This is a genomic window from Amycolatopsis orientalis DSM 43388 (genome assembly GCF_000411975.1).
In the GTDB taxonomy this organism is placed as follows: Bacteria; Actinomycetota; Actinomycetes; order Mycobacteriales; family Pseudonocardiaceae; genus Amycolatopsis; species Amycolatopsis orientalis_D.
The window spans coordinates 46,779-69,786 of record NZ_ASXG01000092.1 but is presented as its reverse complement, the minus strand read 5'-3'; the positions used below and the strand labels follow the sequence as shown (position 1 = coordinate 69,786).

Annotated in this window: 19 protein-coding genes; 11 read left to right on the top strand and 8 right to left on the bottom strand. The window is 71.5% G+C overall.

The window, feature by feature from the left end; translation table 11 throughout:
- Positions 1-3 precede the first annotated feature (3 nt).
- The 3 genes from L942_RS18080 to L942_RS18070 are packed head-to-tail and all read right to left on the bottom strand — an operon-like array spanning position 4 to position 3,971.
- Positions 4-1,068, bottom strand: coding sequence for a DUF917 domain-containing protein (locus tag L942_RS18080; protein WP_037361803.1), 1,065 nt, complete (start codon positions 1,066-1,068; stop codon positions 4-6).
- Positions 1,061-2,623: a hydantoinase/oxoprolinase family protein gene (locus L942_RS18075; RefSeq protein ID WP_235079223.1), complete on the bottom strand. Its 1,563-nt coding sequence runs from the start codon at positions 2,621-2,623 to the stop codon at positions 1,061-1,063. The genes L942_RS18080 and L942_RS18075 overlap by 8 nt, the downstream gene beginning before the upstream one ends.
- 22 nt (positions 2,624-2,645) lie before the next feature.
- Positions 2,646-3,971 carry a purine-cytosine permease family protein gene (locus L942_RS18070; protein WP_037361801.1) on the bottom strand — a complete coding sequence of 442 codons (1,326 nt, stop codon included), beginning with the start codon at positions 3,969-3,971 and terminating at the stop codon, positions 2,646-2,648.
- 282 nt (positions 3,972-4,253) lie between these two features.
- On the opposite strand from L942_RS18070, the gene L942_RS18065 reads away from it, so the two are divergent.
- From L942_RS18065 to L942_RS18040, 6 genes are read left to right on the top strand one after another with little or no spacing between them, the layout of a single operon-like run.
- Positions 4,254-5,306: a sugar ABC transporter substrate-binding protein gene (locus L942_RS18065; protein ID WP_037361799.1), complete on the top strand. Its 1,053-nt coding sequence runs from the start codon at positions 4,254-4,256 to the stop codon at positions 5,304-5,306.
- The gene (locus L942_RS18060) at positions 5,303-6,805 is read left to right on the top strand and encodes an ATP-binding cassette domain-containing protein (protein ID WP_037361797.1); all 1,503 of its coding nucleotides are present in this window, start codon (positions 5,303-5,305) and stop codon (positions 6,803-6,805) included. Before L942_RS18065 ends, L942_RS18060 begins: the two co-directional genes overlap by 4 nt.
- Positions 6,802-7,788 (top strand): ABC transporter permease, encoded by a 987-nt coding sequence (locus tag L942_RS18055; protein WP_051166070.1) that lies wholly within the window; start codon positions 6,802-6,804, stop codon positions 7,786-7,788. Before L942_RS18060 ends, L942_RS18055 begins: the two co-directional genes overlap by 4 nt.
- Before the next feature lie 28 nt (positions 7,789-7,816).
- A complete protein-coding gene (locus L942_RS18050; protein WP_037361795.1) occupies positions 7,817-9,370 on the top strand; it encodes a hydantoinase/oxoprolinase N-terminal domain-containing protein in 1,554 nt (517 codons plus the stop codon).
- A 1-nt stretch (position 9,371) separates the two neighbouring features.
- Positions 9,372-10,451 (top strand): DUF917 domain-containing protein, encoded by a 1,080-nt coding sequence (locus L942_RS18045; protein WP_037361793.1) that lies wholly within the window; start codon positions 9,372-9,374, stop codon positions 10,449-10,451.
- Complete coding sequence (locus L942_RS18040; protein ID WP_037361792.1) at positions 10,448-11,653, top strand: metal-dependent hydrolase family protein; 1,206 nt, start codon at positions 10,448-10,450, stop codon at positions 11,651-11,653. The genes L942_RS18045 and L942_RS18040 overlap by 4 nt, the downstream gene beginning before the upstream one ends.
- Before the next feature lie 262 nt (positions 11,654-11,915).
- Here the strand turns inward: L942_RS18040 and L942_RS18035 are convergent, their stop codons facing one another.
- Positions 11,916-12,662, bottom strand: a complete 747-nt coding sequence (locus tag L942_RS18035) for an IclR family transcriptional regulator (protein ID WP_037361790.1) — start codon at positions 12,660-12,662, stop codon at positions 11,916-11,918.
- A complete protein-coding gene (locus L942_RS18030) occupies positions 12,659-14,146 on the bottom strand; it encodes an APC family permease (protein WP_081655116.1) in 1,488 nt (495 codons plus the stop codon). Before L942_RS18030 ends, L942_RS18035 begins: the two co-directional genes overlap by 4 nt.
- 255 nt (positions 14,147-14,401) lie before the next feature.
- On the opposite strand from L942_RS18030, the gene L942_RS18025 reads away from it, so the two are divergent.
- From L942_RS18025 to L942_RS18015, 3 genes are read left to right on the top strand one after another with little or no spacing between them, the layout of a single operon-like run.
- Positions 14,402-15,835 (top strand): APC family permease, encoded by a 1,434-nt coding sequence (locus L942_RS18025; protein WP_037361788.1) that lies wholly within the window; start codon positions 14,402-14,404, stop codon positions 15,833-15,835.
- Positions 15,836-15,855: 20 nt separating this feature from the next.
- The gene (locus L942_RS18020; protein ID WP_037361787.1) at positions 15,856-17,766 is read left to right on the top strand and encodes a primary-amine oxidase; all 1,911 of its coding nucleotides are present in this window, start codon (positions 15,856-15,858) and stop codon (positions 17,764-17,766) included.
- On the top strand, positions 17,756-18,136 hold the full coding sequence (locus tag L942_RS18015; RefSeq protein ID WP_158684487.1) for a hypothetical protein: 381 nt from the start codon (positions 17,756-17,758) through the stop codon (positions 18,134-18,136). The genes L942_RS18020 and L942_RS18015 overlap by 11 nt, the downstream gene beginning before the upstream one ends.
- 78 nt (positions 18,137-18,214) lie before the next feature.
- On the opposite strand, the gene L942_RS18010 is transcribed toward L942_RS18015, so the two are convergent.
- Entirely contained in the window at positions 18,215-18,790 is a 576-nt protein-coding gene (locus tag L942_RS18010) for a nucleotidyltransferase domain-containing protein (RefSeq protein ID WP_200862854.1), read from the bottom strand.
- 421 nt (positions 18,791-19,211) lie between these two features.
- On the bottom strand, positions 19,212-20,171 hold the full coding sequence (locus tag L942_RS18005; RefSeq protein WP_037361782.1) for a GlxA family transcriptional regulator: 960 nt from the start codon (positions 20,169-20,171) through the stop codon (positions 19,212-19,214).
- A 10-nt stretch (positions 20,172-20,181) separates the two neighbouring features.
- On the opposite strand from L942_RS18005, the gene L942_RS18000 reads away from it, so the two are divergent.
- A complete protein-coding gene (locus tag L942_RS18000; RefSeq protein ID WP_200862853.1) occupies positions 20,182-21,534 on the top strand; it encodes an APC family permease in 1,353 nt (450 codons plus the stop codon).
- 266 nt (positions 21,535-21,800) lie between these two features.
- Positions 21,801-22,037 carry a hypothetical protein gene (locus tag L942_RS17995; RefSeq protein WP_037361781.1) on the top strand — a complete coding sequence of 79 codons (237 nt, stop codon included), beginning with the start codon at positions 21,801-21,803 and terminating at the stop codon, positions 22,035-22,037.
- A gap of 568 nt (positions 22,038-22,605) precedes the next feature.
- On the opposite strand, the gene L942_RS17990 is transcribed toward L942_RS17995, so the two are convergent.
- The gene (locus tag L942_RS17990) at positions 22,606-22,971 is read right to left on the bottom strand and encodes a VOC family protein (protein WP_037361779.1); all 366 of its coding nucleotides are present in this window, start codon (positions 22,969-22,971) and stop codon (positions 22,606-22,608) included.
- Positions 22,972-23,008: the final 37 nt, after the last annotated feature.

Sequence of the window (23,008 nt, the reverse complement as noted above, 5' to 3'; positions counted from 1 at the left end):
AGGTCAGACCGGCTGGTAGGCGTGGTCGTACCCGAAGTAGGCCGGTCCGGCCAGCTTCAGCCCTTCCGGGGTGCGCCACCTCGGGTCGCACGGCGCGACGACGACGCTCACCCGGAGCCCGTACCGCAGCGTCTCGGTGGTGACCGGTTCGCCGGTGTCGGTGTCCAGGACGCAGACCAGGTCCGGAACGCTCGCGACGACCTCGTCGCCGCGTCGCGCGACGAGGTTCTCGTTCTGGAACGCGATGGTCATCCGCGTTCCGAGGTCGGTCCCGAGCCCCTCCAGCACGGCGGCGCCGCGGGCGAATCCGCCTGACGTGCCGCGCTCGACGTCGACCAGCTTGCCCTGGAACACCTGCCGTCCGCCGAGGGTTCCGGCCGCGGCGGCCACCGGATCGGCGTGCCGGCCGGCCGCTTCCCGGATCGCCGCGCCGATCCGGCGGCACAGGGTGATCGTCCCGTGCACCATGAAATCCTTGACCTGCCGGCCGGTCAGCACGTACAAGCTCACCGCCGCGCTGCAGCCCATCTCGATGGTCGCCGCCCGGGCGAACCGTTCCGCCCAGGCGTTGTCCACCGTGCGGACGCCGACGCTGTTGCCGCGCTCGTCCGCGAGCGCCATCGGCGTGGCGGCGATCCCGCCGAGCGTGGGCAGCAGCATCTGCAGCTCGGGGAACGCGCGGCCCATGCCGTCGCCGTCGACCAGGGGCAGCCCGAGCTCGGCCGCGGCCGCGATCGGGATCATCGAGTTGAGCCCGCCGGCCTCGATCGACACGGTGTGCGTCGCCTTGGCCCCGATCAGCTCTTCGAGCGCTCGGAGCGCGGCGATGAGCTCCTGGCCCGAGGGCAGCTTCTCCAGCATCACCGTCGGCGCGCCCATGAACGCGGTCGGGATGACCACGGCGTCGTCCGGCAGTCCGGCCGGGTCCGTGAGCGGCACCGGGCCGTGCCGGCGGATCGCCTCCTGCGCCAGCAACCGCCCGACGTAGGGATCGCCGCCGCCTCCGGTGCCGAGCACCGCGGCGCCCCGGGCCATGTCCTTCAGGTCCTCGACCCGGATCTCACGCATCGTCGCCTCCCACGCTCAGTTCTCCGACTGCCTTGATCCGGATCCGGGTGGCGTTGCCCGGCAGGTAGGCGAGCGGCACCTCCTCGACGTCGACGATCCGGACCGTGCCCGGGGTCGCGCCGGCCGCGACCGTCCGGTCGAACGCCTCCTGGCGGGCCTCGTCCAGGACGGACTCGCGCTGGTTCGGGCCGACCGAGAACACCCGGTCCACTTCGCCCCCGACCTCGGCGATGGCGGCGCCGATCGCGTTCGCCACCGCGTGGTGCCCGGGCCGTTCGACCGCGGCGGCGCCGGCGAGGCGGTCGGGCACCAGCACCGAGCCGCCTCCCACCGCGACCACCGGAATCGGCTCGGCCGAGATCCGCATCCGGTCCACGACCTCGGCCATCCGGTCGGCGACCGCGGCGAGCGCCGCGCCGACGAACTCGGGGTCGAGGTGCGCCACCCGCGCCGGGTCGCCGATCTCGGCCAGCCCGGCCGCGACCGCGAGGTCCGTGGCGGTGAGCGTGTCGCCGCCGAACACCAGCGCCTTGTCGGTCAGCCGGTAGCCGACGCTGAGCGGGCCGACCGACGGATCGCGCACGTCGCCGGTCACCAGGCTGCCGCCGCCGATGCCGACCGAAAGCACGTCGGGCATCCGGAAATTCGTCTGCACCTCGGCCACCGCCACGTCGGTGGAGGCCTCGCGCGGGAACCCGTTCTGCAGGATGCCGACGTCGGTCGTGGTCCCGCCGACGTCGACCACCGCGCACTCGCGCCGTCCGGACAGGAACGCGGCGCCGCGCATCGAGTTCGTCGGGCCGGAGGCGAAGGTCGCGACCGGGTACCGGCGGGCGTAGTCGATGTCCATCAGGGTGCCGTCGTTCTGGCTGAGGAAGACCGGCGCGGAGATCCCGGCGCCGGCGACGCTGCGCGCGAGCCCGGCGGTGACCTGGTCGGCCAGTTCGCGCAGCGCGGCGTTGACGATGGTCGCGTTTTCCCGGCCGAGCAGGCCCATCCGGCCGATCTCGTGGGACAGGCTGATCGGGGCTCCCGGGAGCTCCTCGGCGATGATCGCCGCGGCGCGCTGCTCGAACTCGGCGTTGACCGGCGAGAACACCGAAGAGATCGCGAACGAGCGGGCCCCGGCCTGCACGGCTTTGTCCAGGATCGCGCGGAACTCCCGCTCGTCGAACTCGTCGATCCGGCTGCCGTCGTACTGGTGGCCGCCGTGGCAGAGGTAGCTGAGCCCGCCGATCGCCGTCCGCAGCCGCTCCGGCCAGTCGACCAGCGGCGGCAGCGCGCCGGTGGCCGGCAGGCCGAACCGGATCGCCGCGGTCGGCGCCAGGCGGTCCGCCTCGACGAGCGCGTTGATGAAATGGGTCGTCCCGATCATCACCGCGGCGACCCGCCCGGGGTCGGATTCCGTGTTCGGGTCGAGCGCCCGGATCGCGGCGACGATGCCGCTGGTGACGTCCGGGGTGGTCGGCGCCTTGGCCGCGGCGGCGACCCGGGCGCCGTCGATGAGGACCGCGTCGGTGTTGGTGCCGCCGACGTCGATTCCTAGTCGCAACATGGCTTTCTGCTTCCTTTTCCGGTCAGCTGTGCTGAGGGACGTGCGGGGCGGGAGTGCTCGACTTGCCGACTCCGCGGACCAGGCCGAGGGCGTGCGCGGCGACGTACAGCACGATCGCGACGACGACCGAGTTGACCGAGGGCAGGCCCCAGTCGACGAACTGCCCGACGAGGGAGGCGATCGCCCAGACCGCGAGACCGGCCGGCACCCAGACCGGGGAGCTGGCGGGCAGTCCGCCCGTCTCCCGGCTGTCGCGCAGGTCCGCACGCCAGGTCCGGGCGAGGAAGTACTCGGCGACCATGATCCCGGCGATCGGCGGGAACACCACGCCGAGCAGGGTGAGGAACTGGGTGAAGCTGTCGAGGATGCCGGCCGCGCCGAGGACGGTGCCGGCCACGCCGACGACCAGCGTCACCGCGCCGCGCTTGACCCGGCGGCCGAAGACCTGGTCGACGAAGTTCACGATCCCGAGCGACGCGGCGTACAGGTTCCAGTCGTTGATCTTCAGCGTCGCGGCGACGATCACCAGGGTGCCGAGGAATCCGGACGTCGAGGTGACGATGGCGATCACGTCGTTGGTCTTGAGCGCCAGCGCGAGCAGCACGCCGATCAGGCCGATCACGTACTCGCCGAGCGAAATGCCGAGCACGGTCTGCTTGACCACGTCCTTGCCGCTGCGGTTGAAGCGGCTCATGTCCGGGGTGATGACCGCGCCGACGATGAACCCGCCCGCCACGATCGACGTGCCCTGCAGCAGCGACATTTCCGGACCCGCCGGGCGGGCGGCGAGCAGGTCGGCGAAGTTGTGCTTCGACAGCTCGACGACGATGGACCAGCCGGCCAGCGCGAGGAACGCCGGCACGGTCAGGTACGCCGTCCACGCCATCGACCCGATCCCGAACATCACGATCGCCGTCACCGCCAGCCCGAACAGCAGCGCCCAGCCCCAGGCGGGCAGCCCGCCGAGCAGGCCGGCCAGCCCCCGGGCCGACACGGCGTTCTGGATGCCGAACCAGCCGATCGCGGACACGCTGATGGCGAGCCCGATCAGCGAGGACCCGGCCCGGCCGAACCCGGTCCAGCGGGCCAGGACCGAGGTGGACAGCCCTTCGCGCTGCCCGGCGATGCCGGTGAAAACGGTCAGGACTTCGAGGATCACCGCGCCGAACGTGATGGCCAGGACGGCGTGCCAGAACGACATGCCGAAGCCGAGGGTCGCCCCGATCAGGAAGCTGGCGAGCGAGCTGAGCATCCCGAACCGCTGAACGGCGATCGAGAACCAGTGGTAGCGCCGGGCCCGCGGGACCCGGCTGAGCGCGAAGTCGTCGTGTTCGGTAGCGCTGTCCATCGGGGGCCTCCCGGGAGTGCGGGCTGGGAATGCCTGCTGACGCTAGGCCCGCCTGTGGCCTGGGTCATTGGGCGAGATGCCCGGTTATCGGGGTGGATCAGGGCAATCGGCCCGATCAGGACTCGGGCGCCGCGGACCGGGCAACCGGCCCGGTCGGCGGCGGGGGGCTGTGCCGGTTGCCCCGTGACCAGGCCGAGGTCCGGCTGCTGTGGTGTACCGCACACCGTGCCGCGTGTTCCCGCCTGAACGTCGCCGCGGCTCCTCCTCGACTCGGAGAACCAGATGAAGCGAACCTTCCCCGCGCTGGTCGCCGCCGCTCTGGCCCTGACCGCGTGCGGCACCGGATCCACCGGCGCCTCGGGCACCGGCCCGAGCCCGCTCACGCGGGCGAACGTCGACCAGGCAGGCCCCTTGCACGGCAAGCGGGTCCTCTACGTCGACGGCGTCCCCGGCAACGCGCTGCTGGACGGGCTCGCCCAAGGGCTCGCCGCCCGGCTCAACAAGGAAGGCGCCGCGGTGGCGCGGGTGTTCCAGCTGAACGCGCAGAACCAGATCGACCTGTCGGCGGGCAGCCAGCGGATCAACGAGGGCATCGCGCAGAAGGTCGACGCGATCGTCGCGTTTCCGTTGGACGCCAACGCGATCCGGCCGGGCATCGCCGCCGCCCGCAAGGCCGGCGTCCCGGTCTTCACCTTCCAAGCCATCGGCGGCTTGGACGTCACCGGGAAGGTCGCGTTCCCGGACGAAGCCCGCGGCGCGGCGACCGGTCTGGCGCTGGCCAAGCTGGTCGGCGGCGCCGGCAAAGCGACGGTCCTGTCGGGCATTCCGACGGACAACGTGGAAGCCGCCGCGCGCGGTGCGGTCAAGGGCTTGGCGGAGGGAGGGCTCACGCTCGTCGGCGACCCGAGCAACCAGCGCAACCTCAAGGACGACGCCCCGGAGGCGCAGCGCGTCGCGCAGGCGATCTTCCAGAAAACTCCCGATCTCAAGGCGCTCGTGGTCTACAACTCCGCGTCCGCCACGGGCGCGATCGCCGCCGCCAAGGAAGCCGGGCTGGCCGGGAAGGTCCAGATCGCCACGATGGCGGGCGAGGACACCAACATCGCGCAGGTGAAGTCCGGGCAGCTCGCGCTGAGCTACGACCTCGACGGGCTGGCGTACGGCACGGCGATGGCGGGTCTGGTCACCCGGGCACTGACCGGCGAGAAGCTCGACAACGCCGTCGTCGACGCCCCGCTGGGCAAGATCTACACCAGGGACAACGTCGCCGGTTACGTGCCGTGGACCAAGCGGCAGGCCTACGTCCAGATCCCGTCGACCTTCTCCGGCCAGTGACCGCCGCGCTCGCCGCCCGCGGGATCACCGTGCGGTACGGAGCCACGCTGGCGCTGGACTCGGTCGACGTGACCATCCGGGAAGGCGTGGTCACCGCGGTGGTCGGGGCCAACGGGTCCGGGAAAACCACGTTGCTCAAGACGGTCTGCGGGGTCGCCGCCCCGACGAGCGGCAGCGTCACCGGACCGGACGGGACCGTGCTGAAAAACCTCGCCGCGGCCCAGCGCGCCGGCGTGGTCCTGGTGCCGCAGGAGCCGACAGTGGCCGGGCATCTGCCGGTGTGGCAGAACGTCATGCTCGGCCGGCCGGAGGCGCGGCGGGGTCCGCTGCTGGCTGATCGCGCGGCGCGCGCCTGCGCGGCCCGGCACGTCGCCGGGCTGCTCCCGGAATCGGTGCTGACCGCGACCGCCGCGTCGCTGAGCAAGTCCGGCCGCCAGCTGGTCCAGCTGGCGGCGGCGATGGCGCGGCGGCCGCGGGTGCTGATGCTGGACGAACCGACCGCGGTGCTCGACGAGGACGGGGTCGAACGGCTGCACGCGCTGATCCGGACGTTCGTCGCCGGCGGCGGGACCGTCGTGCTCGTCTCGCACCGGCTGCGCGACGTCCTCGAACTGGCGGACGACGTCGTCGTGCTGCGCAACGGAAAAGTGAGCCACACCGGACCGGTGGGGCCGGGCACCGAGCAGGCGGTCGTGCGGTTGCTGTCGGCGGCGGAGCGGCCGGACCGCGCTCGCCACACGCCGGACCGGGGGCACGTCGTCCTCGAAGCACGCGGCCTGCGGGGCTGGCGAGGGCTCGAGGTAGACGAGCTGGTCGCGTATTCCGGCGAGATCGTGGGGATCGCGGGGCAGAGCGGCAGCGGCCGGTCCCGGCTGGCGTCGGTGCTCGCCGGCGCCTGGCCGGCCGAAGCGGGGCGGGTGACCGTCGAAGGCCGGCCGGTGCGCCTCGGCGACATCCGTTCGGCACAAGCCGCCGGGGTCGCCTACATCCCGGAAGACCGCCAGCAGACCGGGATTCTCGGCGATCTCCCGGTCTCGATCAATCTCCTGGTCGGCCGGGGCGATCCGGGTCTGCGCCGCGGACCGTTCCGGCGCCGTCCGGTCGAACGCGCGGCGGGCACGGCGCTGATCGAGAGATTCGAGATCCGCCCGCCCGACCCCGAGCGGCCGGCGGCCCTGCTGTCCGGCGGCAATCAGCAGAAACTCGTCGTCGGCCGGGCCCTGTCGCGCGGGGCGAAGCTCGTGATCGCCGACGAACCCACCCAGGGGGTGGACGCGTCCGCCCGGGGCGCCATCCACGCCGCGCTCGCCGAGGCGGCGGCGAAGGGGAGCGCGGTCGTCGCCGTGTGCAGCGAATTCGACGAACTGTTCGAGATCTCGGACCGGGTCGTCGTGCTGCGCGACGGCCGGATCGTCCTCGACCGTCCGGTCGGCGACGTCACCCCGGACGAGGTGCTCGCCGCCTCGCTCGGATCGGACCTGGAGGAAGCGCTGCCATGATCCTCGCCAGAACCGCCGACCCGGCGGCCCAGACTGTCCCCGGCCGGCCCCGGTTCTCCGGGACGGCCCGCCAGCAAGGCCTGTTCCTGGCCGTCACGGTCGCGCTGTTCCTGGGGGCGCTGCCGTTTCTCGGCCAGCTGCGCAGCGGCCCCTACCTGATGGTCCAGCTGGCCACCTACGCCGCGGTCTTGATCATGGCGCTGGGGCAGACGTTCGTGGTGCTGCAGGTCGGATTCGACCTGTCGACCGGCGCGATGCAGGGCTTCGTCGGCGGGATGGTGTTCCTGCTCGTCGGCTGGCAGCTGCCCGACGGCGTCGTGATCGTCCTGTGCCTCGGGGCGGCGGTCGCGATCGGCGGGTTCGTGCACGGCGTGCTGATCGCGAAGGCGAAGATGAACTTCTTCATCGTGACGCTGGCCAGTTTTACCATCCTGCCCAGCCTGCTGCGGGTGATCCTGGACGGCTCCAGCAAACCCGTGTTCAGCCCCGCGCTCGACGCGATCGCGAACGGCTCGGTGCTCGGCGTCCGGATCCCGGTGCTGGTCGCGGCGGCGGTGTTCGCGGTGTTGTGGATCGTGTTGAACCGCACCGTCTTCGGCCGCAACGTGTACGCGGTCGGCAGCAACCGGGAAGCCGCCCGGCTGGCCGGCGTGCCGGTCGACCGGGTGACGATGGCCTGCTACGGAATCTGCGCGCTGTGCGCGGCGATCGCCGGGCTGCTGCTGGTCGGCACCCTGGGCGCCGCGGACCCCAGTGCGGGGCTCGGCAACGAATTCTTCGCGCTCACCGCCGTGCTGCTCGGCGGCACCCGGTTCTCCGGCGGGCAGGGCAGCTTGGCCGGGACCCTGCTCGGTCTGCTGTTCCTGGTCGTCCTCTCGAACATCTTGCTGCTCAGCGGGATGCCGCAGTTCTGGGTCGGCGCGGTGCAGGGCGTCGTCCTGCTGGTCGCCGTCGGCATCGACCGCGCTCGTCGCGAGGTCTGACCTCGCACTATCCGAAGGAGTGACTCTCATGCCCGTCCGGATCGGCATCGACGTCGGCGGCACCAATACCGACGCGGTCGCGCTCGACGGCCGCACGGTCGTCGCGGCCGCCAAGACCCCGACCACCGAGGACGTCACGATCGGCATCCTCGCCGCGTTGACCGAGGTGCTGCGCGAGATCGGCGCGGCCGAGGTGTCGTCGGTGTTCATCGGCACCACGCACTTCATCAACGCGATCGCGCAGGCACGCGGGCTGGCCCGGGTCGCGGTGGTGCGGCTCGCGACGCCGCCGCAGAGCCTGCTGCCCATGCTCGACTGGCCCGAGCACCTGAAACCGGTGGTCGGAGACCAGTTCCACGTCTGCGCGGGCGGCGCCCAGTTCGACGGCCGGCCGCTGGGCGAGGTCGACGAGGTCGGCCTCCGCGCGATCGCCAAGAAGATCGCCGAGGCCGGGGTCCGGCACGTCGCGCTCAGCTCGGTGTTCTCGACGGTGAACCCGGAACCCGAGCTGGCGGCGGAAAAACTGCTGCGGGACGAACTGCCCGGAGTGACGGTGACCCGGTCCGGTCAGGTCGGGCGGGTCGGCCTGCTCGAACGCGAGAACGCGACGATCCTCAACGCCGCCTTGCTGGAGCTGGCCGGCCGGGTGATCGACGGACTCGAGGAAGTCGTCGCGCAGGCCGGGATCGACGCTCCGGTCCTGTTGTCCCAGAACGACGGCACGGTGCTGACCCTCGACCGGGCCCGCCGGTTCCCGATCTTCACCATCGCGTCCGGACCCACGAACTCGATGCGCGGGGCCGCGCTGCTGACCGGGATCGAGAACGCCGTCGTCGTCGACGTCGGCGGGACCACCACCGACGTCGGCTTGCTGCAGAACGGTTTCCCCCGCGAGTCCACGGTCGCCCTGAGCCTGGCCGGCGTCCGCAGCAACTTCCGGATTCCGGACGTGTTGTCGATGGCGCTCGGCGGCGGCACGGTCATCGGGGACGGCGGCGAGAGAGTCGGTCCGGAGAGCGTGGGCTACCGCATCACCTCCGAAGCCAAGATTTTCGGCGGGGACAAGCTGACCTTCAGCGACGTCGCGGTCGCGGCCGGAGCGTCCCCGATGGGAGACCCCGGCCGAGTCGCCGATCTCGACCCCGAGACAGTGCGGCGGGCCTTGGCGGTGGCGGCCGACCGCGTCGCGCAGGCCGTCGAGAAAGCGAAGCTGCAGGCCAGCGACACCCCGGTGGTCGTGGTCGGCGGCGGTGCGGCGCTGCTGGCGGTCGCGCCGGACCTGCCCGAGCTGGTGATCCCCGAACAAGCGGGGGTGGCCAACGCGGTGGGCGCGGCGTTCGCCGAGGCGGGCGGCGAAGTGGATCGCGTGTACAACCTGGCCGAGTCCACTCGCGCCGAAGCGCTGGCACAGGCCAGGAAAGAGGCGATCGCGCGCGCGGTCGAGGCCGGCGCGGACCCGCGGCACGTGCGGGTCGTCGACGCCGAGGACGTTCCGCTTACCCACCTCGGCGGCGGATCCGCCGTTCATGTCCGGGTGAAGGCCGCCGGGCCGTTCGCCACCACGATCGCGGAAGGAAACTGACGTGCGCCTGATCGACGAGGAAGCGCTCGACGACATCACCCTCGGGTCCACCGTCCTCGGCTCCGGAGGAGGCGGCGACCCGTACGTCGGAATGCTGCTGGCCCGGGACGCGATCCGCCGCTTCGGCGCGGTCCGGCTCGCCTCGCTGGCGGAAGTGCCCGACGAGGCGAACGTGGTCTTCGTCGCCGGCATCGGAGCGCCCGGCGTGCTGATCGAGAAGCTGCCCAGGGCGGCGGAGTACGAGCGGGTGCTGCCGGAGCTCGAGCGGTTCACCGGGACGTCCTACGACTTCGTCTGCCCGGCCGAGGCAGGCGGGCTCAACGCCGTCACGCCGTTCGCCACCGCGGCGGCACGCGGGCTGCCGGTGGTGGACGCGGACGGGATGGGCCGTGCGTTCCCGCATCTGGAAATGGTGACGCCGACGCTGTACGGCGGTTCTTCGACTCCGATGGTGATGGTCGACGAACACGGCAACACGATGTTTCTCGAATCGGCCAGCAACGCGTGGTCCGAGGCGTACGCCCGGGCCGCGGTTCTGGCCAGCGGCGCGAACGCGGCGATGGCGTTGTATCCGATGACCGGCGCGGAGGCGAAACAGCGCCTGGTGCGAGGCGCTTTGACGCTCGCGCAGGATCTTGGCCGGACGATCCGCGAGGCGCGCGCCGCGCATGCGTCGCCGGTCGACGCCGTGCTCGCCAAGCAGAACGGCGTGCTGCTGTTCACCGGCAAGGTCGAAGAGGTCGACCGCCGCAACGAGCGCGGCTGGACGATCGGCCGAGCGCACCTCAGCGGGGTGGACCACGACCGCGGCCGCACGATGACGGTGCACTTCCAGAACGAGAATCTCGCCGCGGAGCGCGACGGCGCGGTGGTGGCGACCAGTCCGGACCTGATCATGGCGATGGAACTCGACACCGGACAGCCGATCCCGGCCGAGGAGATCCGTTACGGCTACCGGGTCGCGGTGCTCGGGCTGCCCGCCGACGAGCATTGGCGGACCGAGGCCGGGATCGAGCTCGCCGGTCCGCGGCGGTTCGGCTACGAGATGGATTACCGGCCGGTCGAGGAGTTCGCCCGATGAGCCGGATCGTGCTGCGCGGCGGCCGGATCTTCGACGGGACGGGCGCCGCGCCGTACGCCGCCGATCTCGCGATCGAGGGAGAGCGGATCGCCGAGATCGGTCCTGGCCTCACCGGCGCCGACGTCCTCGACGTGACCGGAGCGCTGGTGGCGCCGGGCCTGATCGACTGCCACGTGCACACGGTGTTCGACGGCATGGATCTGGCCCGGCTCCAGACCCGGCCGTTCTCGATGGAGTTCTTCGAGGCGGCGGTCAACCTCGGCCGGCTGCTCGACAGCGGCGTGACGACGGTCCGGGACGCCGGCGGCGCGGACCTCGGCGTGAAAACCGCGGTGGAGAACGGGATCGTCGACGGGCCGCGGATGCTGATCTCGGTCAGCGTGCTGAGCCAGACCGGCGGGCACGCGGACGGCTGGACCGTGCACGGCGACCTGCAGCGGCTTCTGGTGCCGCACCCCGGCCGGCCGGACTGCGTGGTGGACGGCGTGGACGGGATCCGGCGGCGGGTCCGGGAACTGGTCCGGGCCGGCGCGGACGTGATCAAGGTCTGCGCCTCCGGCGGCGTGATGTCCACCCGCGACGATCCCCGGCACGCGCAGTTCTCCTGCGAGGAACTCGCGGTCTGCGTCGAGGAGGCCGCCGCGGCCGGTCTTCCGGTGATGGCGCACGCCCACGGCGCGGCGGGGATCAAGCAGGCGCTGCGCGCGGGGGTGCGCTCGATCGAGCACGGGGTTTTCCTGGACGACGAGTGCGTCGAACTGTTCCTCGACCGGTCCGCCTGGCTGGTGCCGACCCTGATGGCCCCGGCTTCCCTCGTCGAGGCGATCGACGCCGGCATGAGCGTGCCCCCGGAGATCGAAGCCAAGGCCCGGTCGATCGCGGCGACCCATCTCGACGCGGTGGCCCGAGCGCATCGGGCCGGAGTGCGGATCGCCATGGGCACCGACTCCGGAGTGTTCGCCCACGGCTCGAGCCCCGCCGAACTGGCTTGGCTGATCCGGGCCGGCCTGTCGCCCGCGGAAGCCCTGCTGGCCGCCACGTCGTCGGCCGCCGATCTTCTCGGCCTCGCCGACGTCGGCCGGATCACGCCAGGCGCCTGCGCGGACCTCGTCGTCGTCGACGGCGATCTGCCCGGGGTGGAGGAGTTCCGGAAAAACCTGCGCTGCGTCATCAAATCCGGCCGCGTCCGCGCCCGATCGTGAACCCGGAGGCGCTCGACCACGACCTGGACATCGGAGGGACCCGGACCGCGGACGGGCGCACGCGGCCGGTCCGCGGTGTGCTCAGGACTCGGCGGTTTCGCCTGTGCCGCAGTGCCTTTGGCGACGACACCGGTGTTGTCGCCGCGGACGGCCGCGAAGATTTTCGCTGAGCGTCCCCGAATGCGACGGAAATCGCCGGTGGCGCCACCTGACCGCCGGATCACCGAGGAACCGGCGGCGCTGGAATGGTGACCGCACCCGGTCAAGCGAGCAACGGCCCCAACCGGCGCGCGTGTTCCCGCAATGCCGTCAGCAGCGCGTCGTCGAGATGTGCGATCCGGGCCGGCGGGCCGCACAGTGCCAAGCCGGCGATCAGCTGGCCGTCCGCGTCCCGCACTGGCACCGCGACGCAGCCCCGGTCCGGGCGGAGTTCTCCGCATTGCCGGGCGACGCCGGTGCGGGCCGTTTCCGCCAGCGAGCCGTCGAGTTCCGCGGCGTTCACGAGGGTCTGTTCGGTGAAGGCGCGCAAGTCTCGGACCAGCGCGCGCCAATCCGGCTGTTCGGCCAGGAGCAGCTTGCCCAAGGCGGATGCGTGCGGGTAGCGGGAGAGCGTCGCCTCGTCGGTGGGCGGGTGGTCCGGATCGGGGTCGACCAGGGTGAGCCGTCCGGTGGTGAACGAGGCCAGGTGCACGCCCCACCGGACGATGCCGCGCAGGTGCTCGACCACGGTCCGGGCCGCGGTGCACGGCAAGGCCGCGGCGGGCACGGTCAGCCGGCCCGCCCGGCGGCCGAGCGCGAAACCCCGCAGGTCGGGGAGGCGGACCAGGTACTCCTCGGCGACCAGCAGGTTCAGCAGGCGGTACGTCGTGGCGGGCGGCAGGTGCAGTGCGGCGGAGATTTCCTTCGCGGTCACGCCGGGACCGGCCGCGATGACCTCCTCCAGCACCGCCAGCGCGCTCCGCACGGCTTTCGGCTGCCGTCCGGACAGCGGGGACGCGCCGCCCGTCATCGGCCGGCTTCCTGGCTGCCGAGCAGATCGGCGGCGCTCGTCTCGTCGTAGACGCCGATCGTGGCGAGCCGGGACCGGCGGCGCAGCACCAGCCAGCCCGCCCACGCGGCGGCCAGCACGACCATCCCCGCCCAGGCCAGCAGCATTTCGCCGCTCACCCCGGACGTGACAAAGAAGCCGAGGACCAGCACCAGCACCAGTGCGCTGACCGCCGCCGCGACGACCGGTCCGCGCGTGAGCTCGCCGATCCGGCGCAGGAACAGCGGCGTCGCGATGCACACCAGCAGATAGGCGAGCAGGTAACCGAACACAGTGGTCGCGATCAGCACCTGGAGGATCCGCGCCGGCGATGCCCCGGTCAGCAGGAAGGCCACCGCGACGACGCCGGTCGCCGGCACCGCGAAGGCGATCGCGACCGACGGGGTCCGAAAGCGCGGGTGCGTCGTGCCGAACGCGCGGGGCAGAACGCCTTCGCGGCCCATCGAGAACAGCACGCGCACCAGCGCGTTCCCGGTCGCGAGCACGCTGGCGAAGAACGACATGGCAATGCCGATCTTCAACAACGCCGCGAGCCACGGCATCTGCGCGGCGACCGCCAAGGACGCGACCGGCTCGGTCTGGCCGGCCAGGCCGCCTGGAGTCGCGGCGTAGCCCAGTTCCTGGACATAGCACGCGAACAGGTAAAGCACACCAGAGCCGCCTGCGGTCCAGAGGATCGCTCGCGGAATCGTTTGGAACGGCCGCTTCGCTTCGACGCCGAACGCGGCGGCGGCCTCGAACCCGATGAACGCGCCGAGCGCGGGCAGCACCCCGGACGCCGCGCCGCGCAGCGAGAACGACGGCACTCCCACCCGCGCGAACTGGTCCGCCGCGCTCGCGCTGGTCAGCAACGTCGCGAAAATGACCAGCATCACCACGATCGACACGGCTTCCACCACGAACACCACTCGCGCGGACAGCCGGGCGCCGCGCCGGAGCAGGACGGTGGCCACGCCGGTCAGCACCAGCACGATCGCGACCGGCACCGGCCAGCCGGGCGGCAGCAGCGCGGAGAAATACGCGGCGGCGCCGACGTAGGAGACCGCGGTGAGCGCGCCGTATCCGAGCAGGAGCGCGGCGCCGGACGCGAGCGCGGCCAGCGGGCTGAGCCCCTTCGCGGTGATGCTGTACAGCGAGCCGGCGGCCGCCATCCGCCGGGTGAACTGGCCGATGCAGGTGCCGACGAGCAGCGCCACCACGGTCGCGACGAGGAAGGACCAGAGCGCGGCCGGACCGGCGGTCGCGGCGACGATGGCGGGGGTCGCGGCCATCGCCGCGGTGGGCGCCGTCGCGGACACCGACTGTCCCAGCACCTCGGCGAACCCCAGCTTGCGGCGGTCGAGGCCGTCGACCGGGGACCGGAGGCGGAGCCGGTGCCTCCCGGTCGTGGCCGCGGCGGCCAGCTCGGGATACGTCGTCAGGTCGGGCCGCCGGTGGTTCGCCATCGCCGGCCTCCCGGTGCTGCTGAGCGCGATGCGTGCGGACGAACGATAACCCGCGTCCGGGCCGCCGGCACAGGCTCGCGAGCTCGAATGAGAATTCCCGGCGCGGTCTTCTCGCGGCCCGGGAACGCCCGGGCGGGAGGAGCGCCGGAACGAGAACGCCGGACCCGGTTTTCCCGGCGGCCCGCGCCGGCCGTTGAACCCCGGCGGCGCAAAGGCGACCGTCGTCTCCCATCCCCACCGCCGCAGGAGGCAGAGATGGACCCCTCGCGAACCACCGCCCCCGCTCCGCCGGCCGCCGAGCCGCGAACCCTGTCCGGCAGGCTCGGCGTCGGCTCCATCGTGTTCATGGTCGTGGCCGCCGCCGCGCCGCTCACCGTCATCGCCGGCGCGGTGCCGCTCGGCATCGCACAGGGCGACGGCGCGGGTTTCCCCGCCACCTTCGTGCTGTGCTGCGCGGTTCTGCTGTTGTTCGCCGTCGGATTCTGCGCGATGACCCGGCACGTGCCGAACGCGGGGGCTTTCTACACCTACATCCACAAAGGACTCGGCCGCAGCACGGGCCTCGGCTCGGCGTTCCTGGCGCTGGTCACCTACACCGCCGTGCAACTCTCCGTCTACGGCTACCTCGGCGCGACGCTCTCCGGTCTCGTCGCGCAGTACGGCGGACCGGCGCTGCCGTGGTGGCTGTACGCGGTCGCGGCGCTCGGGCTCGTGTCCGCACTCGGGTACCGGCACATCGAACTGTCCGGGAAGGTCCTCGGCGTCCTGCTGGTCTGCGAGGTCGGCATCGTGCTGGTCTTCGACGCCGTGGTGAACGTCCGCGGCGGCGCGCACGGCCTGTCGACCGCTTTGCTGCAGCCGTCCCAGGTCGGCTCCGGCTCGCTCGGCATCGGGATCATGTTCGCCATCGCGAGTTTCCTCGGCTTCGAGGCCACCGCGGTCTACCGTTCCGAAGCGCGCCGCCCGGAGCGGACGGTGCCGCGCGCGACCTACCTCGCGCTGCTGCTGATCGGCGGTTTCTACACGCTCTCCAGCTGGTCGCTCGTCTCCGCGTGGGGCGACGCCGACGCCGTGACGCAGGCGAACCAGAACCCCGGCGGCATGCTGATCGCCTCGGTCAGCCGCTACCTCGGCGCGGCGGGCGGCGACCTCGTCCAGATCCTGTTGGTCACCAGCTTGTTCGCCGCGCTGTTGTCCTTCCACAACGTCATCGCGCGCTACACGTTCTCTCTCGGCAACGCCGGTGCGCTGCCGAGCAGGTGCGGCCGAAGCCACGCGCGGCACGGTTCCCCGCACGTCGCTTCGGTGGCGCAGTCGGCGAGTGCGCTCGTGCTGATCGCGGTGTTCGCGCTGGCGAAGATGGACCCGGTCACGCAGGTGTTCTCGTGGATGGCCGGGACCGCGACGCTGGGCGTGCTCGCGCTGATGGCGTTGACCTGCCTGGCGGTCCTGGTGTTCTTCCGCCGCACGTCGCTCGACCGCCGGCGCTGGAACACCGTCGTCGCGCCGTCGCTCGGCCTGGTCGGCTTGCTCGCCGCGCTGGCGCTGACCGTCGCGAACTTCCCGACGCTGATTGGGGGTTCCGGCGAACTGGCCGCGGGGATCGGGCTGATCCTGGTCGCCGCTTTCGCCCTCGGCACCGGTCTTTCGCTGGCCCGCCGCCACCTTCTCGTCACTCTGCCCGCCTGACCACGACAGGAGTATCCGTCATGACCGTCACCGAACCCGCCGTCGAACTCTCCGGCCACCCGCTGCACCCGGTCCGCGAAGAGGAGGTGCACGCGGTCCGGCGGATCCTCGCCGGCGCCGGGCTGCTGCCGGAGACCGTGCGCTGCTGCTTCTTCGGGCCGGAAGAACCGGAAAAGTCCGCCGTGCTCGCGGGAGACCCGGCCGACCGCCGCTTCCGGGTGCTGCTGCTCGACCTGCCGACCGGTGCGTCACGCGACGTCGTCGTTTCCGTCACGCGGTCCACTGTGGACGCAGTGGTGGAGCTGGACCAGCGCCGCGACGGCCAGCTGCCGATCATCGACACCGAATTCGAGCTGATCGAGGAAATCCTTGCCGGGCACGAGGAATGGCGCGCCGCGCTGACCGGACGCGGGCTCGATCCGGACCAGGTGCGGGTAGTCCCGCTGTCCGCCGGTGCGTATTTCCCGCGGGAGGCTGGGCGGCGCGTCGTGCGAGCGCTCGGTTTCTGGCAGGAGCACGAAAAGGACCACCCGTGGGCGCATCCGGTCGACGGTCTGGTCGCCTACGTCGACCTGACCACGCACGAGGTCATGGAGGTGCTCGACCACCGCCGTCATCCGGTGCCGCGGGAACCGGGCAACTTCGACGACCCGGCCCAGACCGGGCCGGCTCGCACCACGCTGAAGCCGATCGAGATCACCCAGCCCGACGGGGTGAGCTTCACCGTCGAGGACGGCCTGCTGCGCTGGGAGAACTTCGAGCTGCGGATCGGATTCAACGAACGGGAAGGGCTGACTCTGCACCAGATTTCGTTCGACGGCCGGCCGATCGTGTACCGCGCGTCGATCGCGGAGATGGTCGTGCCCTACGCCGATCCGTCGCCGGTCCGGTTCTGGCAGAACTACTTCGACTGCGGCGAGTACATGTTCGCCCGCTACGCCAACTCGCTCGAACTGGGCTGCGACTGTCTGGGCGAGATCAAATATCTCGACGCCGTCATCGCCGACGACCAGTTGCAGCCGCAGGTCATCCGCAACGCGATCTGCCTGCACGAGGAGGACTACGGCGTGCTGTGGAAGCACAGCGATCTCTTCGCCGGCTCGCAGGAAACCCGCCGGCAGCGGCGGATGGTGGTGTCGTTCTTCACCACGATCGGCAACTACGACTACGGCTTCTACTGGTACCTCTACCTCGACGGCACCATCGAATGCGAGGCCAAGGCGACCGGCGTCGTGTTCACCTCGGCTTACCCGGAGGACGGCCACCCATACGCCAGCGAAGTCGCGCCCGGCTTGGGCGCGCCGTACCACCAGCACCTGTTCTCCGCCCGGCTGGACATGATGGTCGACGGTCCGCGCAACGCGGTCGACGAAGTCGAAGCGGCCGCCGTCCCGGTCGGCCCGGGCAACCCGCACGGCAACGCGTTCACCGAACGCCGCACCCGGCTGCACACCGAATCGGAGGCGCGGCGAAACGCCGACCAGGGCCGGGCGCGAGTGTGGCAGATCGTGAACCCGGAACGGCAGAACCGGTTGGGCCGCAACGTCGCCTACGCCCTGTACCCGCAGGGCCAGCCGACACTGCTGGCGGACGAATCGTCGGTGGTCCACGCGCGTGCGAACTTCGCGACCCGGCACCTGTGGGTGACGCCGTACGCGGCCGCGGAGCGTTACCCCGCGGGCGATTTCGTCAACCAGCACCCCGGCGGCGGGGGACTCCCGGCGTGGACGGCGGCGGACCGTAACGTGGACGGCGAGGACATCGTGCTGTGGCACACCTTCGGGCTCACGCACTTCCCACGTCCGGAGGACTGGCCGGTGATGCCGGTGGACTACGCCGGGTTCACGTTGAAGCCGGTCGGTTTCTTCGACCGGAACCCGACGCTCGACGTCCCGCCGAGCACCTCGTCGCACTGCTGCCATGACGAGTGACTTGGCCTGGTTTCCGGGCTCGGCATGGCGACGGCACGTCCCGCACGCGGTGATGGCCGTCGCCATGCTGGCCCTGCAGCTGGCGCCGATCGCGCCGCTGTCGCCGCCGGTGTGGTTCGTGACGCTCGCCGGAGCCGCGATCTGGGTGGCCCGCACCGAGGAGACCGCAGCGCTGCGCTGGCACGGCGCGTACGACCTGGCCGGCATGGCAGTGCTGGCGCTGGCCATGCCGATGCCCGGAATGCCCGGCGGGTCGCCGCCGCTCGCCGGCTGCTGGCTGGCCGGGAAGCTGGCACTGGAAATCCGCCGCCCGCTGCGGGATCCGGGGAACCTGGCGATGGCGATGGTGATGTGCCTGATGGCCGCGTGAGCCGAGGACGTACCGTCACTACGTCCACTCGGACCGGTGCGAATTCCCGGGTGTTCCGTTGAAACCGCCGGTATCGGCTCACGGGTTCCCGAGGTGAGCTTCGAGTGCGGTGATCAGCTCAAGTTGCCGGCGCAATGCCTCTTTCGGCGCTGCGCGGAGGATGGCACGGATTGGGGAGGGGACGCCGTCGGGAACGGCGAGGTCGTCCAGATGCCGCTGCACGGTGCCCAGGTCGAGGGAGGGGTTGGGCAAGTTGTCGGCGGCCCAGGCAGTGCGGAGCAGATCGTTGGTCATCGCTGCTGCCGCCCAGCCGGTCTCGACCGGGTCGGCACGTCGGCGGGCAACGACGCTTTCCGGATCGTGGAGGACGACGCCGTCCAGAAACGCATAGCCCCAGGACTCGTCGCCGACTCGGCTGGGGGAGAAGTGCTCGCGCCAGTGGTCCGCGGTGTGCACAAGGAAGTCGACGGGCAGCGGGCGAGTGCGGGAGCGCCATGCGGAGGTGCAGTCCTCTTCGGCGGCGACCACCAGCAGGTCGAAGTCGGAGTCGGCTCGCGCGGTGCCGCGGGCCGCCGAACCGCTCAGCAGCACTCCGCGCACGCCCGGATCTGCTCTTAGCTCAGCCAGGATTTCGTCGAGGACCCTGCGATGCACGGGCGAGGGAAACTGGATGTTCGGCAGGGCCCCTCCTGGGCACCAGAAAACCGACCAGACGGGGAGCCTAGCCAACATCAAGTCGTGGAGCTGACCCGTTTTGACGGGCAGGGTCGTCGAGGCGTGGTCGGGCCATCAGCGAAGCCTGCGGGCTATTTCCCTTGCTTCTCAACGAAAAACGCACCGCCAGGTCGTCGGCGAGGGTGCCGTATTGGGCGGCGGTGTATTTGCCGCCTTGGTCGGACGCGCCCCGCGTCCGCGTGACCACCCCGCTTGCCGGACAACAGTTTCCGCCGCCACCGGCATCGGACGCGTCCGCCGAGACGCCCTGACGCCAGCCTTTGGCGCGCGGTACTCGACCGGCGCCGATCCTGGCCGCGCCGAATCGGCGTCCTGCACACCGGATGCGCTCAACGTCAGGTCAGGCCGCCCAGGCGGCGCGGTAGTCGCTGGGCGAGGTGTGGAGGTGTTTCGCGAAGGCCGCGCGGAGGCCCGCCGCGGTGCCGAATCCGCTTTCGCTCGCGACGGTGTCGATGGTGAGCTCGGTGGTTTCGAGCAGTTCCTGCGCTCGCCGGATGCGTTCGCGGGTCAGCCAATCCCCGGGCGTCCGGCCGAATGCGTCGAGGAAACGACGGGTGAGCTGCCGCTCGCTGAGGTGCGCGCGTGCCGCGAGATCGCGGAGCCGGATCGGTTCGGCGAGGTGCCGCACGGCCCACTCGGCGACGTCGCTGAGCGGCGAGCTCGTCGGGGGCTGGACCGGGGCGAGCATGTACTGGGCCTGGTCGGCGGCTCGGTGCGGCGGGGTCACCATGCGGCGGGCGAGGGCGTTCGCGATCGCGGTTCCGTGGTCCTGCCGGACGAGTTCGAGGCACAGGTCGATTCCGGCTGCCGTGCCCGCGGAGGTGTGGATGCGGTCGTCCTCGGCGTAGATCACCGTCGCGTCGAGGTCGACCTTCGGGTACCGGCGGCGGAGTTCTTCGGCGTGCATCCAGTGGGTCGTCGCGTGCCGGCCGTCGAGGAGCCCCGCTTGGGCCAGCACGAACGCGCCGGAGCAGATCGCGGCGAGCCTCGCGCCGCGGCGGCGGGCTTCGCGGACGGCCTCGACGAGGTCGCCGGGTTGCCGGGCGTGGACGTTCGCGCAGGCGGGCACGACGACGGTGTCCGCGGCGACGAGTTCGTCGAGTCCGTGGGGAGTGGTGGCGGCGAATCCGCCGGCGATCACCGCACCGGGTTCGGTGGCGCACAACCGGAACTCGTACCACGGATCGACGAGTTCGGGGCGGGGGATCCCGAACACCTCGCACGGCACCGCGAGCTCGAAGATCGGGGCACCGGGCAGCACCGCGAGAGCGACCCGATGCGCGTCTGTTTTTTTGCGCATGATGGCTATCATGACACTCGCCGGGCGCGCGCGGATCGCCTGGGATGGGGCGGTGACAACCGAGAACGAGACTGTGCCGGAGACCGGCAGGACGACGATCGGGATCGGCCAGGGGGTCGCGTTGTACGTGTGCGCGATCCTCGGCGCCGGAGTGCTGGTGCTGCCCGGGCAGGCCGCGTCGCTGGCCGGGCCCGCGTCGCTGCTTGCCTGGGGGTTCAGCGCGCTGATCGGGCTTCCGCTCGCGTTCACCTTCGCGGCGCTGGCGTCGCGTTTCCCGGACGCGGGCGGGGTCGCGACCTTCGCGTCCCGGGCGTTCGGCGTCTCGGCCGGGGGGATTGCCGGGTGGTGGTACTTCATCGCCGGTTCGGTGGGGCAGACCATCGTGCCGCTGACCGCCGGGTACTACGTCGCGGGTGCGCTCGGCCTGGACCAGCGCTGGGCGCCGCTCATCGCCGCGGGGGTGCTCGCGGTCGCGGTCGCGGCGAATCTGCTCGGCCTCAAGCTCGGCGCGAGGGTGCAGATCGGGCTCGCGGTCGGCGTCGCGCTGATCCTCGTCTCGGTGATCCTCATCGCGCTTCCGCAGATCCGGGCCGAGAACTTCGCCTCGTTCGCCCCGCACGGTGCCGCGGGCGCCGGGCAGGCCGTGGTCGTGCTCTTCTTCGCCTTCGCCGGCTGGGAGGCGATCGCGCACCTTTCGGCCGAGTTCCGCGACGTCAAGCGCACCCTGCCGGCCGCGACGCTGCTGACCATCCTGATCGTCACCGCGCTGTATCTCGGCGTCGCCTTCGCGGTCGTCGGCACCGATTCCTACGGCGACCCCGCGCTGGACCGCATTTCGCTGGGCGCGATCATCGAACGCGGGCTCGGGTTCTCCGCGATCGGCGCGGTCGCGGTGGCCGCGCTCGTCATCTGCCTCGGCACGACCAACGCCTTCGTCGCGTCGGTCTCCCGGCTCGGTTTCGCCTTGGGGCGCGACGGCTGGGCACCCCGGATCCTGACCCGCCGCAACCGCCAGGACGCCCCGGCGGCGGCGGTCCTCGCGGTCGCCGCGATCGGGGGCGGCGGGCTGGCCGGCGCCGCGGTCTTCGCCTGGGGAACCGACGACATCGTGTTCGTTCCCTCGGTCCTCGTGCTCGCGACCTACCTGCTGGGCACCGCCGCCGCGGTACGGCTGTTCACGGGAACGCGACGGGCCGTCGCACTGGTCGCGGTCGCGCTTCTCCTGGTGACCGTGCCGTTCGCCGGCTGGCACCTCCTGCTCCCGCCCGCCGTTGCCGTCACGGTCGCCCTCGTCCGCCGGTTCCGCCGAGGTCCCGGCAACCACCGTGGGGACTTGCCCGCGCATCCCGGGGACGACCGCTGACGACCGGGGGCGGAAACGGCCTGCGTCCACTGTGGATAGTGCGGCTGGCGGATTCAGCGCGGAAGGCTGTCAGCCCGTCCCCGGTACCGCACGGCAGCTGAGAACCTGCCGGAACAAGTCGCTGCTCGGTCTTGGCGGATTGTCGCGGTGTGTGCGGCGAACGGGCGATGACGTCGGTGCCTGGCACCGGTAAGGTGGACGTCGGCGGAGGGCCGTCCCGCTGGGGTGGGGGATTCTGATCCTCAGACGGTCAAGGAGCGGATGTCGTGGCTTCGCTGTCTTCGGGCTGGATCTGGTTGGCTGTCCTCATTGTCGTGGCTGTGCCGACGGTGCTCGCGCTGTCCAGTCGGGCGGCGATGGCTTTGCTGGCGAAGGTTTCGGCCTTCCCGGATCGGGAGGTTTCGATCTCGGTCCGGATTCGAGCGGTTCCGTGGCCCCGGATCGAAATCGACGTCAAGGCGGGCGCGGACTGCGCCATGGGGGTTTCTCCGCGCTCGACCTGACGAACTGGTTGCCGGCCGGACTTGGTACGCGAGAACCGGTCGCGAGGTCCGCCGGACCGGGATTGCCTCGCGTAATGCGTATCTCCCGATGGGCGGCGGATCGCTCGTCGTGTCGGCGCGAGTGGCGGGCAGAATGGCTGACGTGAGGTGGGGAAGGTATGAGGAGCTGAGGCGGCCGAGCACCTGGCGAGTCTGGTCGCTGACGCATTTCTGGCGACGGTCTTTCCCCGCAGCGACTCAGGCAGCTCCGGACCTAGACGGTGCGCGGGCTTGGCCGGTCCAAAAGGTTGGCGTGACGCGGAAAGCTGCGGCGCGACGCCACTGACGGAGGTATCGGGCTCACGTCTCCACGTCGTGCGAAGCGCGCGCCACGAAGTCGTCTACGGTCGGCCTCGTAGTTGCGTGGGCGTGCTGGCCGCGACCCCCGTCCAGGCCATGACGACTGGGCGCACGAGCCGGAATTCGGCTTCTGTGCACGGTTTTGTGCCGTGGTGCGCTGCGAGGTCCTGCTGGTCTCGCCCGCCCATTGCAAGGCTTGGTCGCCAGCGGACTCGCTCGCAACCGAGCTTCAGTGCGCGTTTTCGCTCCGCCGGGTGGCTACCTGGTAGACGTTGCCGAACGGGTCGCGGACCATCGCCCGGCGATCGCCGTACGGGGTGTCGACGGGCTCCTCGATGGTTGTTGCCCCAGCGGTCAACGCCCGTCGGTAGGTCGTATCGGCGTCGTCGACGTAGACGTAGAGGAACGCGGGGAAAGCTTCGCGCTCGCCCGCAGTCGACACCATGACGAGCGAGTCGCCGATCTGGACCTCGGCCGGACGGTCGACGTTCGTCTCGCCGGTGGCGCCGAACGTCGCGCGCAGGAATTCCACTGCTGCGGCCGTGTCGCTGACGACCATGCGCGGTGTCACCGAGTGGAACCCCGGGGGAGGCATGCGCTGAAGTGTGGCGCGCCACGTCTGCGCTGTCCAG